At 48.5% G+C, this 13236-nt stretch carries 14 protein-coding genes; 4 read left to right on the forward strand and 10 right to left on the reverse strand.

Annotated elements, in window-relative coordinates; all coding sequences use genetic code 11:
- The first annotated feature begins 74 nt into the window (after positions 1 to 74).
- On the forward strand, positions 75 to 488 hold the full coding sequence (locus KNP72_RS09715) for a (deoxy)nucleoside triphosphate pyrophosphohydrolase (RefSeq protein WP_021067905.1): 414 nt from the start codon (positions 75 to 77) through the stop codon (positions 486 to 488).
- 20 nt (positions 489 to 508) lie between these two features.
- On the opposite strand, the gene KNP72_RS09720 is transcribed toward KNP72_RS09715, so the two are convergent.
- Positions 509 to 3388 (reverse strand): DEAD/DEAH box helicase, encoded by a 2880-nt coding sequence (locus tag KNP72_RS09720; RefSeq protein ID WP_214833067.1) that lies wholly within the window; start codon positions 3386 to 3388, stop codon positions 509 to 511.
- A gap of 111 nt (positions 3389 to 3499) precedes the next feature.
- Here KNP72_RS09720 and KNP72_RS09725 point away from each other — a divergent pair, with 111 nt between their 5' ends.
- Positions 3500 to 4051, forward strand: coding sequence for a histidine phosphatase family protein (locus tag KNP72_RS09725; RefSeq protein WP_214833069.1), 552 nt, complete (start codon positions 3500 to 3502; stop codon positions 4049 to 4051).
- A gap of 46 nt (positions 4052 to 4097) precedes the next feature.
- Here KNP72_RS09725 and KNP72_RS09730 read toward each other — a convergent pair whose 3' ends face one another.
- The 4 genes from KNP72_RS09730 to KNP72_RS09745 form a co-directional block, all read right to left on the reverse strand.
- Entirely contained in the window at positions 4098 to 4961 is an 864-nt protein-coding gene (locus KNP72_RS09730; RefSeq protein WP_214718755.1) for a DegV family protein, read from the reverse strand.
- A gap of 89 nt (positions 4962 to 5050) precedes the next feature.
- Entirely contained in the window at positions 5051 to 5563 is a 513-nt protein-coding gene (locus tag KNP72_RS09735) for a methylated-DNA--[protein]-cysteine S-methyltransferase (RefSeq protein ID WP_214833071.1), read from the reverse strand.
- A complete protein-coding gene (locus KNP72_RS09740; protein WP_214833073.1) occupies positions 5550 to 6449 on the reverse strand; it encodes a DNA-3-methyladenine glycosylase family protein in 900 nt (299 codons plus the stop codon). The genes KNP72_RS09735 and KNP72_RS09740 overlap by 14 nt, the downstream gene beginning before the upstream one ends.
- A complete protein-coding gene (locus KNP72_RS09745) occupies positions 6406 to 6993 on the reverse strand; it encodes a bifunctional transcriptional activator/DNA repair enzyme AdaA (protein ID WP_214718761.1) in 588 nt (195 codons plus the stop codon). Before KNP72_RS09745 ends, KNP72_RS09740 begins: the two co-directional genes overlap by 44 nt.
- A 208-nt stretch (positions 6994 to 7201) precedes the next feature.
- Between KNP72_RS09745 and mprF the strand changes: the two genes are divergently transcribed.
- Positions 7202 to 9700: a bifunctional lysylphosphatidylglycerol flippase/synthetase MprF gene (gene mprF, locus KNP72_RS09750; protein WP_214833075.1), complete on the forward strand. Its 2499-nt coding sequence runs from the start codon at positions 7202 to 7204 to the stop codon at positions 9698 to 9700.
- A gap of 149 nt (positions 9701 to 9849) precedes the next feature.
- On the opposite strand, the gene KNP72_RS09755 is transcribed toward mprF, so the two are convergent.
- Genes KNP72_RS09755 through KNP72_RS09765 form a run of 3 tightly spaced genes read right to left on the reverse strand, consistent with a single transcriptional unit; the run spans position 9850 to position 11444 of the window.
- Positions 9850 to 10422 (reverse strand): DUF1349 domain-containing protein, encoded by a 573-nt coding sequence (locus KNP72_RS09755; RefSeq protein ID WP_214833077.1) that lies wholly within the window; start codon positions 10420 to 10422, stop codon positions 9850 to 9852.
- The gene (locus KNP72_RS09760) at positions 10406 to 10936 is read right to left on the reverse strand and encodes an NUDIX hydrolase (protein WP_128123836.1); all 531 of its coding nucleotides are present in this window, start codon (positions 10934 to 10936) and stop codon (positions 10406 to 10408) included. The genes KNP72_RS09755 and KNP72_RS09760 overlap by 17 nt, the downstream gene beginning before the upstream one ends.
- Positions 10937 to 10949: 13 nt before the next feature.
- The gene (locus KNP72_RS09765) at positions 10950 to 11444 is read right to left on the reverse strand and encodes an LURP-one-related/scramblase family protein (protein WP_214833079.1); all 495 of its coding nucleotides are present in this window, start codon (positions 11442 to 11444) and stop codon (positions 10950 to 10952) included.
- Between the two features lie 249 nt (positions 11445 to 11693).
- Between KNP72_RS09765 and KNP72_RS09770 the strand changes: the two genes are divergently transcribed.
- The gene (locus tag KNP72_RS09770) at positions 11694 to 11999 is read left to right on the forward strand and encodes a hypothetical protein (protein WP_251128956.1); all 306 of its coding nucleotides are present in this window, start codon (positions 11694 to 11696) and stop codon (positions 11997 to 11999) included.
- 78 nt (positions 12000 to 12077) lie between these two features.
- Here the strand turns inward: KNP72_RS09770 and KNP72_RS09775 are convergent, their stop codons facing one another.
- A complete protein-coding gene (locus tag KNP72_RS09775; protein WP_214833081.1) occupies positions 12078 to 12728 on the reverse strand; it encodes a FusB/FusC family EF-G-binding protein in 651 nt (216 codons plus the stop codon).
- A gap of 131 nt (positions 12729 to 12859) precedes the next feature.
- Positions 12860 to 13126, reverse strand: coding sequence for a CD3324 family protein (locus tag KNP72_RS09780; protein WP_034780358.1), 267 nt, complete (start codon positions 13124 to 13126; stop codon positions 12860 to 12862).
- Positions 13127 to 13236 lie beyond the last annotated feature (110 nt).

Genomic DNA, 13236 nt, shown 5'->3' on the forward strand with positions numbered 1-13236 from the left:
TAACGAAGTCATCTCGCGGAACTAGAGATGTTATGATGAATACAATCAATACTTAAGAGAATGAGGTAGCTATAATGAAAAAGAAAGTAAAAGTAGTTGCAGCAGTGATTGAAAATGAAAATCAAGAAATTCTCTGCGCCCTTCGCTCAACAAATATGATGATTCCAAACATGTGGGAGTTTCCTGGTGGAAAAGTTGAAGACGGTGAGAATTTGCAAGAAGCACTTGAACGTGAGATTTCTGAAGAGTTAGCTTGCGAAATCACTGCGCACGAAGTGATTAATGAACATGTACATGAATATGAAACGTTCATCATTCAATTGATTTCATTGCGTGCTGAGTTAAAATCAGGAACGCCTACCGCGACAGAACACGATGCGTTAATTTGGTTAAAACGCGATAACTTACATTCCCTTGTGTGGGCCCCAGCAGATATTCCTGCCGTCAACGACGTCATTAATCAAACGACAAAAGCCGAGAACGTGTAACCATCACGTCTCGGCTTTTGTTAATGCGTTTGTTCGTGTAAGTAGTCGTAAATTTGCTGATCGACACGTTCTTGGAGGAGTAAGTTCATCGTAACAACAGACAATTCCTGTCCGTCTTGATTCAGCATTGTCGTATCTTGAACAGATTCGCGATCCGGTTTGACTTCACCCAAATAGTAGAAATCTCCGCCCTCATCATCATCCTTTTTCACAAAGAGATGAATATCGATTTCTCTTTCCTGTGCTTCAATGATTTTACGTACTTCTTCCGATTTTGTCGTTCTTCTGCTTCTCGTATACCAATGAAACACTTCTGGATTAATAAAGGAGTCTCCATAATTGACGCTAGCTTCAACGTCTTCACCCTTATGGTATGTGACAAAAATCGGACAAGTTTGATGTTTTATTTTGTAGCCATATATCGTAGATTGTTCTTCTTTGTCCCAATTTAATAGGCGGCAAGCATCTTTCCTCGTGTACTTTTCAAGTCGGGTTAATGGTTTTGTTTGATCGTATCGTTGACCTCTAGCTAAGGAAGCTGTTAATACATCTTTAAACAGCTGAGTGAACCATTCATCTTTTAATAAAGAGTGCATATGAGATGAGAATCTATACACCTCACCTTCCCAAGAAATTAAGGCGTGTCCTCCATACTTCAATCGATCAGCATCTTTAAAGAAGTTTAGTGATAATACGTTTTCTAAAGAGTGAATGGTAGCTTGATCACTTCGTATGCCCTGCTCACGCAAGCGATGAATAAAATCTTGTTTGTTCAAACTTTCCTGCTCCAACAGAAGTTGCATTAACAATGCCTCATGTACTCGTTTTCCTGATAATAACTCTTGGGTCACCATCAACAGAACTTTCGAATGAATGGAAGGAAGATCAGGGAGATCAGGCTCCACTATATTCAAAAAGGCACCGTAATGACCCTTCTTTGTTCCAATAACAATTGGATCCATTGAATAATGTTCAACAAAATCACTTAGCATCGGAGGTCGGCCTAAACGGTTTTTCAAATTGTGATAAGCCTCTTTTAACACTTTTAAGTCCGTTAGTTTTGCTTGATTAATCGATTCGTAAATTCGCTCTTTTGCGATGGCTTCAAAATTAATGGTCGACGTGCCAGAAATATAGCTACGATCGATTACTTTTCTCCGAATCGAATCTTTATTTTGAGAGCGGTCTCCGGATAAAGCGATTGGAATCAAATAGTTATTTTTGTAGTTAGCAATGAAATCGATAACGGTCACGTATTGTTTTGAGCTGTGTTTTCTTAATCCCCGTCCTAGTTGTTGAATAAAAATAATACTTGATTCTGTCTGTCGCAACATGACGACTTGATTAATGCTTGGAATATCAATACCTTCGTTGAATATATCAACTGTTAAAATGTAATCTAGACGACCCTCTTCCAAATTAGTCACTTCAACTCGTCTCTTTTCTTGCGAATCATCTCCCGTTAAAGCACATGTTCTAAAACCTCGATGATTCAATTCCTCTGAAAGTCGTTTCGCTTCTCGTTTTGAACTACAGAACATCAAACCACATAAACGCTCTCCAGAAAAACCATAGTAATCAATCTTCTCGATAATCCGTTCTACACGCTCCTCTGAAACGAGCTGAGTGAATACATCAAACTCAACTTGATTTCCACTCACTTCAAGATCTGTCACTCCAAAATAGTGGAAAGGACACAACATGTCCTCTTCAAGCGCTTCTTGTAACCGAATCTCATATGCAATGTTGTAATCAAACAACTTAAATAAATCATATCCATCTGAACGTTCAGGAGTTGCTGTCATTCCTAATAAAAATTGTGGTGTGAAATGTTCTATAATTCGTTGATATGTAACCGCTCCTGCTCGGTGACTCTCATCAATCAATACGTAGTCAAATGCGTCTCGGTCAAACTGATCTAATGTTTCTTGTTTAGAAATTGTTTGGATCGTTGCAAAGACATACCTGGCCCCCATTGCTCGGCTCGAACCTGACAGGATACCAAAATCACTTTCATCACCACCAATGACTCGATGAAAATCATTCTTTGCTTTTTGCAAAATCTGTTCGCGATGCACTACGAATAGCATTCGCTTCGGTCGATAGCGACGAACATCAAAAGCGGCTAAATATGTTTTTCCCGTGCCCGTCGCTGATACGACGAGCGCTCTTGTATTTCCATGCGCACGAACGGCCTCAATCCCACTTAAAGCTGCTAGTTGCATCGAATTAGGTTCTACTTGTAACGCTTCTTTTAATCGATTTACTCCATACGAGTCTGGAAACTCAGCTACACGTTCTCCAAAGACTGGACGATACGAACGTTCATAAGCTGAAATCCATTCAAGTGTCAATGGAACTGAAACACTCCACATTTCTTCAAACTGATCGAGGAAGTGTCCGACAATTTCTCCATTCTCGTGAGAGGTCAACTTCAGATTCCACTCATAATTTGTCTTTAACGCTCCAGACGTCAAATTAGAGCTTCCAACAATTAATGAGTAGTACTCTTCGTGTTGAAAAATGTATCCCTTAGAGTGGAATGCCTCAACTTCTGAAATGCGAATATCTACATTCTTCAGTTTTAATAGTTCTTTAAAGACTTTAGGTTGATTAAAGTATTGGTACGTTGAGGTCATGATTTTTCCACGGATACCTTTGTCATGTAAGTCGGAAAGCGTAGATTTTAACGTAGCTAAGCCAGCTTCCGTAATAAACGCAACAGAGAATAAGAAAGATTGGCATCCCTTTAGTTCGTCTAGAAGCGAAGTGAGTACATCTTGTCGTTTATGTTTTTCATTCATTAATAACTCAGGTTTAAATGGACTCACGTGATGATGATGCTTATCAATGAACCCCTTTTCTAACGAATTTTTGAGTTGTTCTGTAAAATGAGTCATATGTACCTCCAACATGATTTATACTAAATTCAAATAATTTCAATACCAGTATTTTATTTTACATATATTTCATTATTATCTTCTGCATAAAAATGATCAAGGAGGAACTCCATGTCTACGTTCTATCTCATCCGTCATTGCTCGGCGACTGGCCAAGAGCCGGACGCCCCGCTCACCGAGGCCGGCGAACAACAGGCACTCGCCCTCGCTGACTTCTTTCAAGATGTTCCCGTCGATCGCATCATCTCGAGCGACTATACGCGAGCTACTGCCTCGATCGCACCGCTCGCCACATCCAAGCAGCTGACCATCGAGACGGAGCCGAAGTTGCGCGAACGCATCCTCTCGCTTGAACCTCGAGAAGATTGGTTCGAGCTGCTCCGTCATTCGTTCACCGATGCCTCGTTTCGTCTGTCAGGTGCTGAGTCGGGTCAAGATGCGACGGACCGGATTTTGAGCGTCATCGAATCACTTGACGACGTAAACGGCACGACCGTCCTCGTGACGCACGGAAACCTGCTCGCGTTGCTTCTTCAACATGTGGATAACCGCTATGACTTCGACACGTGGCGCAATCTCAGCAATCCCGACGTCTATCGCCTCGATATTGTGGATAACTCTTGGTCCGTGGAACGTGTCTGGTCCGTCCCTACCTGTGGATAACGTTATCCACAGAAAAAGCCGTCTCTTTCCCGAGACGGCTTTCGTTTTATTTCTCCACAAAGAACATCGAGATGGCCCCGAGACCGACGTGCGTCCCGACCGAGACGCCCATCTGCATCAGGTAAATCTCGCCTTTGAAGTCGGATTCGGCTTGAATCTTCGCCTTCAAGTTCTCGGCAATCTTTTGATCTGACGTATAGCCGATGATGACGAAGTTCGTGATAGCTTTGTCGCAGCGTTTGATGAACTCGTCCGTATAGTGCTTGAGCACTTTCCGCGTTCCCCGCTCTTTGGCGACGATGGCGCCTTTCCCGTTCTTCATGCTCATGATTGGCTTGACCATCAACAGCTTGCCGATGATGGCACTCGCGTTCGAGATGCGTCCGCTCTTAATCAAGTGGTCCAAATCATCGACCGACAAGAAGTGCTTCACTTTCATCTTATACGTCTCATTGAACTCGACGAGCTCCTCGAACGTCGCCCCGGCTTCGCGCATCTGGGCACTCTTCATCAAGAGCCAACCGCTCCCGTGGCTCATCGAGCGTGAGTCGACGATATGAATCTTCACCGTCGAATCGGGATGCGCCTCTTCGAAGTACTCTTTTCCGAGCACGGCCGATTGATACGATCCGCTCGTCCCGCTCGACATACAGATACATAAAATCTCATCATGTCCGCTCTCGACGGACTCTTCCATCAGCTTCATAAATGTCGCTGGGCTCGGCATCCCCGTCGTCGGGAATTCCGGTAGCGCTTCCAACATTCCGTAAAACTCATCGGGCTGGATGTCGACGCGGTCCTCATACGATTTGTTGTCAATCGTGATGATCAGCGGCGCGACGCCGATGTCATATTTCGCTAAAATCTCATCAGATAAATCACAAGTTGAATCTGCCAATAATCTAATCATAGTACCCTCCAAAAATCGCTCCTGAGTGACGAGAATCGCCCTAGACCACTACGTCGATTCAGACGTCACGATAGGACTTCTCCATTGTATCAGATATGGAGGGGTAGATGTTTTTTTGCCAGGCCTGAATATGCGTTGGCTTGTTCGTGCCGAAGCAGCCATTCCTTCCGCCACAGTCCGCCCGCATAACCCGTCAACGTCCCATTCGATCCGATGACGCGATGGCACGGGATGACGATGCTCAACCGGTTGCGTCCGTTGGCACTGCCGACGGCCCGGACGGCGCGGTCCCGACCTAGTTTCACGGCCAATTCTCGATAAGACGCCGTCACGGCATATGGGATTGTCGCCAACGCCTGCCAGACATCTTTCTGAAAAGGTGTTCCCTCGACTTCATACGGGAACGTAAACGTTTGCCTGCGTCCGTCGAAGTACTCCTCGATTTCTCGGTAGCACATCGTCAACACGTCTGGCGTCGACTCATCCGCTTCAAAACGGACATCTTCGCGTTCGACGAACAAGAGGGAGCGGATGGCCGTCTCTGTCCCGACGATCTCTAAAATTCCAATCGGACTCACATAGTCGAATCTATACGTCTCCATACAATGACCTCCATAAATAGAATGTGGCGTACGCTTCCCATCCGGCAAACCGTTCCCCGTACAACCTCACTTCGTTCGCCGTCAACTTGTCGCTTCGCCCGAGATGATGCTTCAACGCCTGATGCAGACCGGCGTCCGCGACCGGGAACGCCGTCGGGTCTTGGAAACACTTCATCCGGACATACGCGGCCGTCCACTCCCCGACACCGCGTAAGCTCAGCAACCGTTCATGCATCACGTCGGGTGGCTCGCTGCGCAACTGCTGTTTCGACAATCGTCCGTCCGTCATCTTCTGGGCGATGCCGATGATATATTCTGCTTTCCGGGTGCTGAATTGAAGCTGTCTCAGTTCACTCGGGTCGAGGAGCGCGATCGTCTCTGGGGTCGGGAAAGCCCAGTACGTCACGCCGTCCACTTCCCGGGATGGTCCATATTGCTCGACGAACCGTCGTTTCAGCGTATAGGCGAACGAGAGTGTGATCTGTTGACCGATGACGGCCCACGTGAGCGCCTCGAACAAGTCCGGGAACCCGATCAGACGCAGCCCCTCGTACTCTCGGACGAGCGGACGCAACAGTTCATCTGTCTCAGCCATTCGCACGAACGTCGCGACGTCTTGGTCGAGGTCGAACCATTCGTGGACATATCGTTCCACCTGTTCTTGTTCCGTGCTCGTGATGACGTCTTCCCGGAACGTGATGACGAGCCCTTGGGACGTCTCCGTGATGTCCCCTAGCAGCAACCGTCCGTCCACATCGAAAAGCTTTGAGACGGACGCCTCGCTTGCGACATGCATCACTTCATCGTTGGATCGTCGCAGAAACTGCAGATATTGCTGAAAATCAAATGGAGGAGTGACCTGAATCTCGAACGATGAACGGTTCATCGGCTCCCTCCTTTCGATACATGCTCGGTGAACAGCCCTTTAGGCGACGGAAGACGCGATAAAAGTTGGATGGGGTTTGAAACCCGACCTCATAACAGATGGCGAGATTGCTCATGTCCGTCGTCCGCAACAGATGGGCCGCCTTGTCGATGCGAATCTTTTCGAGCAGACGGCGCGGCGTCTCGCCCGTCGCTTGCGTGAACGTCCGCTCGACATAAAACGGGCTCAGGTTGACGTGCTCGGCAATCTCCTCGAGCTTGAGCGGCCGTTTGTAATGCGTGAGCACGAACGTCGTCACGTCTTGGACGAGTGCGCTTGCCGGGCTGCGGTCGACTTCGGGCTGGCATCGTTTGCACGGCCGAAAGCCGGACGACTCCGCTTCAGCCTTCGTCTCGTAAAAATCGACGTTCTCCCGCTTCGGCTTCCGCGAGCGGCACGAGGGCCGACAGTAAATGCCGGTCGTCTTGACCGCGGTATAGAACTGCCCGTCATACGCCGCGTCGCAGGCGAGCACTTTCTCCCACTTCTCTTCAAACGTCAGCATCTCAGTCCCCCCTTTTGTTTCACTGTAGCAGATTGATTTTTGTTCACTCGTCCTGTTTCTTGCGCTTACAGTCTACATTCGCGCCATTCACGAATCTCATTGATTTTGAATCCGTCTTCGCTTCTGACTCGTACTATGATTACACGACTCAATTGAGTACACTTTAGCTAATCAAGATTTCGATAGTTTGTCAGAAGGAGCACATACGATGCAAAAGCGAATTTCCTGGAAACAACTGAAATGGTTGCTTCCATTCCTATTGATTGGATTGATTCTTTATCAGAGCGGTCAAGAGCTCCAAAACTTGTCGCTTGCCGCGGCGTTTCAAACGTTAGAGGCGTTGACGGGTTTCGAACAGATTACCTTGATCGGCCTCGGCCTCATCGCCGTCTTGTCGATGACCGGATACGACTACTTTTTATTGCGTTCGCTTGACGTCCATATCCCGCTCTCGAAACTGCTTCGGGCGGCTTGGATCACCAACTCGATGAACGGTATGATCGGGTTCGGCGGCGTCATCGGCATCGCGCTCCGGACGTCGCTGTATCGACCGTATACGGACACGAAGCGGTTGCTCCGGGCCATCGGATGGATGACCCCGACGCTCATCAGTGGCTTGTCGCTGCTGGCCGCAGGTGTGCTGCTCGGGCTTTTCCCGGCCAGTGCACTCACCGGAACGAAACAGTGGATTTGGCCGGTGCTCGTCGCGACACTCGCCGTCCTACCGCTCTACATATACGTGACGCGGAAGCGGTCGAACTTGGATTGGACGACATTGCTCGGCTATATCGCGACGTCGCTCGCCGAATGGGTGACGGCCGGACTCGTCGCCTTGTATGCCCTGCATCTACTCGGAGGCGAGGCACCGCTCACGGCCATGATGGGTGTCTTCATCGTCGCGACCATTGTCGGGGTCGTCTCGCTCGTCCCGGGGGGTGTCGGTTCGTTTGATTTATTATACCTCGTCGGGATGACCCAGCTCGGCATCGACCAAGAGATTGTCTTGTCGTCATTAATCGTCTATCGCTTCGTCTACTTCATCGTCCCGTTCATGATTGGCCTGTTCTTGGCGGCTCTCGTCTTCGGAGACCAGGTCGTCAAACAGATCGAGTATAAACCGATCATCGGGTCGTCCTATGAGATTGGGACTGTCGTCTGGCGCATCGTGTCACGCACGCTCGCTAAGACTGGTCGGCTCGCCGGAAGCCTGATTGCATTGATGACGAGCCTCGTCTTGTGGTTTCAGACGTTGTTGCCGAGCGTGTCACCGCTCTATTCGACTGCCCTCTGGTTACAGTGGGTCGGCACGCTCGCGCTGTTCACAGCCGGTCTGTTGACGTTACTGACCACGTTCGGCATGTACATCCGGACGAAACGCGTCCTCTGGCTCGTCGGGGTCGCCTGTGTCGTCGCCAGCCTCGGTGTCATCGCACGCGGCTTCAATCTGTTTGAAGCGTTCGTCGTCGGCGGGTTCGCCCTGTTCGTCTGGTTGACCCGGACCCAGCATAGACGCTATCGCTCCATCGTGACCGTCAGCCGCTTTGTCCGCAACGTCTTCTATGTCGGCCTCTATGTCGGCACGCACGCGTTCCTGCTGCAATCGTTCAGTCAGACCGACACGATTTTCTTTGACCCGGAAGCTGCCGCCGGGTTGAGCATCGCCGCCGTCGTCTTATCCGGACTGCTGTTAATTGGGATGTTTATTCTGTTCAACCGATTGAAACGTCCGAAGCTCGGCACGTCGTTCGAACCGTCCCGTTTCGCGACGTTTCAAGCCACACATACGACGACGAACACGTTCGATTTGGCCTATATGAACGACAAGCTCGTCTATTATGGGCCGGACGACGAGGCGTGTCTCTTGTTCGCCGTATCCGGCAATCACGCCATCGTTCTCGGGGATGTGCAAGGAGCGCGAGACGCCGCGTCACACCTGTTGCTCACCTTTATCGAAGAAACGGACCGGCTCGGCTATATCCCGATTTTTTATCAAGTCACCCCGGACTGGATGCCGCGCCTGCATGATGCCGGCTTCACGTTCTTCAAGCTCGGTGAGGAAGCGACGGTCGACGTCGCCACATTCTCGCTCACCGGTAAAAAACGCGCCAACATGCGCTCGCTTTATAACCAATTCACGAAGCGAGACTATACGGCTGACATCGTCATGCATCCATCGCCCGACTTGATCATGTCACTGCGCTTCATCTCGGACGACTGGCTCGGCAATCGAAGCGAGAAAGGATTCTCGCTCGGGTTTTTCAACGAACAGGCTTTGACCCATTATCCGGTTGCTCTCCTACGTGATGACACGGGACAAGTCATCGCCTTCATCACGTTGCTCCGCGGCAGTGATACCGTCTCCATCGATTTAATGCGCTCTAAGAATGATGCTCTGCCCGGCTCGATTGAGGTGCTGATTCTCCATGTAATCGAGTGGGCACGAGCCAACGACTACGCCTACGTCGGTCTTGGCATGGCGCCACTCGCATCGGTCGGTGAGCACACGTTCGCGTACTGGCCGGAGCGGATTGCAGCCGATATTTTCGAAAACATCAGTTATATCTACCCGTTCAGCGGGCTTCGTCAGTTCAAACATAAGTTCAAACCGACGTGGGAAGCTAGGTATTTGGCCATTCGCAAGCGTCGGAAGCTACTACCTTCTTTGCTTCGGACGGCACGGTTGATTAGCCGGAAACGAGAGTCTTAAACACGAAAGAGCGTCTCACATGCGAGGCGCTCTTTCGTGTTACGTCATGAGTGAAATGTCGGGCATCTAAAACTGATACATTCTCTTTAATAAGATGCATTTCTGTGTTCAACTCTTCTTTTAACGAATATGATAGCACCGACCTTATATCAAGTCGATGCTTCCGTAACTGTCCAATCTGAAATTGTGACGTTGAATTCTGGCGCCTTCGGATCCGGACTACAGGCGTACGGTCCGATGCGTAACGTCGAGACGTCATGGAGGTGAGCGATTCGCAACTGTTCACGCGTGCCCCCCTCGTATTCGAAGAACACCTCAACATCGCCATCGGTGTAGGCGAGTTCAAACGTCAACGGTTCACGGATGGCGTCGTTCGGGAAATCACGTGTCGACCAATCCGAGTAGCCAAAGGACGTGACGACGGCCCCAAGGTGTGACGGTCCGTCCGGAATATATTCGACGGACGTCTTAAGCCAATGCTCGTCGTTAACGTATAACAGGATGCCGGCCTGGTCATATGTATGGCTCGGATCCATCTCAATCGTCGCGCGACATGTGAACCGCTTAGACGACACATCCGTCACCAAAGCGTGGGCCGTCATCCGGTTGAACCCGTAATGGGTGTTCCGCCAAAAGTCGGTGTCGGGTGCTGTCTGGAACGTCAAGCTTTCACCGAGACTCACTTCGTCTGGTTCATTGATCCACTTATATGACTTCCACATGATTGATACCTCCCCATTGTCCTCGCATCGCGAACAGCAACGGAATCATCGGTTCGTGATACGGAATAAATTTCCCTGACCTGATCATATCAAGAATCGTCGCCTCATCCGCCCATTGCACGGCTTGCACTTCTGATGGTTGGAGCGTCAACTCATCGAGGTCAACTTCTGCTTCGACGAGATAGATATCATCGAACCCTTCGTCAAAGTTGACCGTCAAATGGGGCCGTGTGTTAGATAAATCAAGTTTCAGCCCAATCTCTTCTTCAAGCTCGCGCATCGCCGCTTGTTGACTCGTATCGCCGACCGTGGCGCTACCTCCGACGGTGATGTCCCACATGTTCGCCCAACCGTCTTTGAACGGTTGGCGCTGCTGAATCAACATCTGTCCATCCTTGTTGAAAATGCAAACGTGGATGACGAGATGATAATCATCTTGAGGAAGGCGTATCCCTCGTTGCCACGTTCGCCCTGTTTTCTTGCGGTCTACATCATACACATCCCAAAACTCCATCGTTCCATCCCCTTTACGTCGCGGCGCTCGAAGATGCCGCTTGATCTGCTTTGACGCAGTCGATGGCGACGACGATTGAGATGAGTAAGTGTTCCATCGTATCATCGACTACTCGAATTTCGTACGTATCGCCCCACGTTAGCCACTTCTTTTGGACACTACCGATGACATGTCCGTTTTGGCGTACTTCGAAGTTCATATCCCACCAGTTGCCATCGACTTCAATCCCGGCTGCATCAATTGTGTAGCGCGGCTTGAAGAACGTGAACTCTTTTGAAATCGTTAACGTCTCCTCCCCCTCGACATCGACGTAAAATGTCGGCAAAAAGCTGAATGTCTTTTTCGTGATCTTCGTAATCTCGTATCCATTCTTGTCAGAAATCGTGAACGACTTCGGTAACTTCATAAAACTACCTTCTACAAAATAAAGATCGTTCTCATCTGCATCTTTGATACTGAACCGGCCACGTAGGCTGAAAACCTTTTGTTTCATGTAGAGCGTGTTCATCGTCATCCCTCCGATTGTATGTGGTACCTTATATACGAAACCATACCCGAAATCGATTCAGAATCTTTCAACACGCAACGTGAGGTGGACTAAGGAGTTCTAGAATGTCTGTCAACTCATTAACGATGTAGTCCGCTTGGTGTACATTCATTAACATACTCGAATCAAATCGTTGGGAACATCACTTTCGTCATCGATTTTCATGATTATTTCCCGGGACAAGGCTGGTCAGATTTCGTTGCTATCGTGTTGACACGGTGGATTGACAATGGCCGCGCCCTCTTATTCGCCCCGTTGCAGGAAACCTACTCATTCCAATTCATGGACGGTCCAATTCAAATATCTGCTAAAAAAGTGACCGGCACAGAAGTTGAGCTCACATTGATAGAAGAGGATCGTCCCCAAACAATCATGGGAACGGTAACACTTGTGGAATTAACAGAGGCACTCATCAAAACGAGCCGGCAGTTAATTAACGCCGCAGACCGAAACGGATGGAAAAACGAGGAGATCGACCAGCTACGTTATGCCGTCAAATCGCTTCAGGCATACTAATAGAGAACTAAGCATTAGCATAGCTAGCGATCTATTAGGCTCTATGCAAAAAAGATCGACGGACAGTCGATCTTTTACTCACTCTGTCAAAGCTGTTTCGACGAACGTCATTAAGCCGTTAAGATTTGTCATTTTTTCGTTGCACGTGGCACTATCTGTACAGATATATGTCCCAATCGCTTTATAATAGTCAGGATTTTTGGCTTGTTTTGCTTTCGTGATAGTCACACAATATGAGACTTCTGCCAACTGATTACAGAAGGCGCAAATATTTTTCTTCGCATTTGAGCTTGCCTTAAGCTCGATCCCAATCAGCTGATGATTCTTTTCGCAAAGGATATATTTCCGATTGGAACGCAGGTCGTTCCAGCTCATGTAGGACATACGATTCACATTAAGTTCCGCTGCGTCTGGAAGTCTTAGTTTTTTCTGTTTGGGAAACATTTTTTTCACTTGCTGTTCCGACACTTGCGGAAACGACCGGACGTGAGGTCTTAACTCATCTATAAACCCATCATAGGCTTCGTCGGTTTGTAACTTTGATACGTCCAACATGGCAAGCTGAGCTGATGTCGCTTCAGGAAACAGAAAAGCAATTTTGGCATTGGCCAAATCGATGACGGCTTGTAACACGGAAGACGGTAAACTTTTCTTTCGACTATCTCGAATCGTCTCGACTTGTTCTCGAATGTAATTAAATTGGTGGTTCTCAATAAAACGCTCTAGCATATTCAGTCATCCTTTCTCAATCCTGACTTCTTTTAGTGTAAAGGATTTTACAAAACAAGATTGCACCGACTTCAAGTTAGAACTGTTTTATACAAAAACGGCACAATCGCAACTATGCGACGTGCCGTTGATTAATTTGAAGAGTAAACGATTTTTCGAATGGTCGTGACCGCCAAATGATAGTCAGCCGCCAACTCCTCGACCCGAGTCCCCTTCGCAAAAGATGTTCGAATCGCTTCATTCCGCTGTTCAAGCAACTGTTTGCCACCACTGACTGTTCCCCAGCGCTTCTTTTCTTGACCGGTCCGGGGCACATAAAGCGTCTCCCCTTGGACGTATCGTTGAACTTCTTGAAGCAACTCCTCTGGAAGGACATGTTGCGCATTTACGTACTTCATCTCTGCTCGCTCCTTATAAAAAATCCGACAATAAGGAAGCAAAGCCATTGTTGTAACGTACTAGATTGCGATCAAATTAACCGTTCTGCCCCATGCAAATGATCGCCTTT

Origin of the sequence: Exiguobacterium sp. s152, assembly GCF_018618335.1 — a bacterium.
Classification (GTDB): Bacteria; Bacillota; Bacilli; order Exiguobacteriales; family Exiguobacteriaceae; genus Exiguobacterium; species Exiguobacterium chiriqhucha.

Bases quoted from the DNA above. Each gene is read 5' to 3' on its own strand.
- KNP72_RS09715 (WP_021067905.1), top strand. From the start codon at position 75: ATGAAAAAGAAAGTAAAAGTAGTTGCAGCAGTGATTGAAAATGAAAAT.
- KNP72_RS09720 (WP_214833067.1), bottom strand. From the start codon at position 3,388: ATGACTCATTTTACAGAACAACTCAAAAATTCGTTAGAAAAGGGGTTC.
- KNP72_RS09725 (WP_214833069.1), top strand. From the start codon at position 3,500: ATGTCTACGTTCTATCTCATCCGTCATTGCTCGGCGACTGGCCAAGAG.
- KNP72_RS09730 (WP_214718755.1), bottom strand. From the start codon at position 4,961: ATGATTAGATTATTGGCAGATTCAACTTGTGATTTATCTGATGAGATT.
- KNP72_RS09735 (WP_214833071.1), bottom strand. From the start codon at position 5,563: ATGGAGACGTATAGATTCGACTATGTGAGTCCGATTGGAATTTTAGAG.
- KNP72_RS09740 (WP_214833073.1), bottom strand. From the start codon at position 6,449: ATGAACCGTTCATCGTTCGAGATTCAGGTCACTCCTCCATTTGATTTT.
- KNP72_RS09745 (WP_214718761.1), bottom strand. From the start codon at position 6,993: ATGCTGACGTTTGAAGAGAAGTGGGAGAAAGTGCTCGCCTGCGACGCG.
- mprF (WP_214833075.1), top strand. From the start codon at position 7,202: ATGCAAAAGCGAATTTCCTGGAAACAACTGAAATGGTTGCTTCCATTC.
- KNP72_RS09755 (WP_214833077.1), bottom strand. From the start codon at position 10,422: ATGTGGAAGTCATATAAGTGGATCAATGAACCAGACGAAGTGAGTCTC.
- KNP72_RS09760 (WP_128123836.1), bottom strand. From the start codon at position 10,936: ATGGAGTTTTGGGATGTGTATGATGTAGACCGCAAGAAAACAGGGCGA.
- KNP72_RS09765 (WP_214833079.1), bottom strand. From the start codon at position 11,444: ATGAACACGCTCTACATGAAACAAAAGGTTTTCAGCCTACGTGGCCGG.
- KNP72_RS09775 (WP_214833081.1), bottom strand. From the start codon at position 12,728: ATGCTAGAGCGTTTTATTGAGAACCACCAATTTAATTACATTCGAGAA.
- KNP72_RS09780 (WP_034780358.1), bottom strand. From the start codon at position 13,126: ATGAAGTACGTAAATGCGCAACATGTCCTTCCAGAGGAGTTGCTTCAA.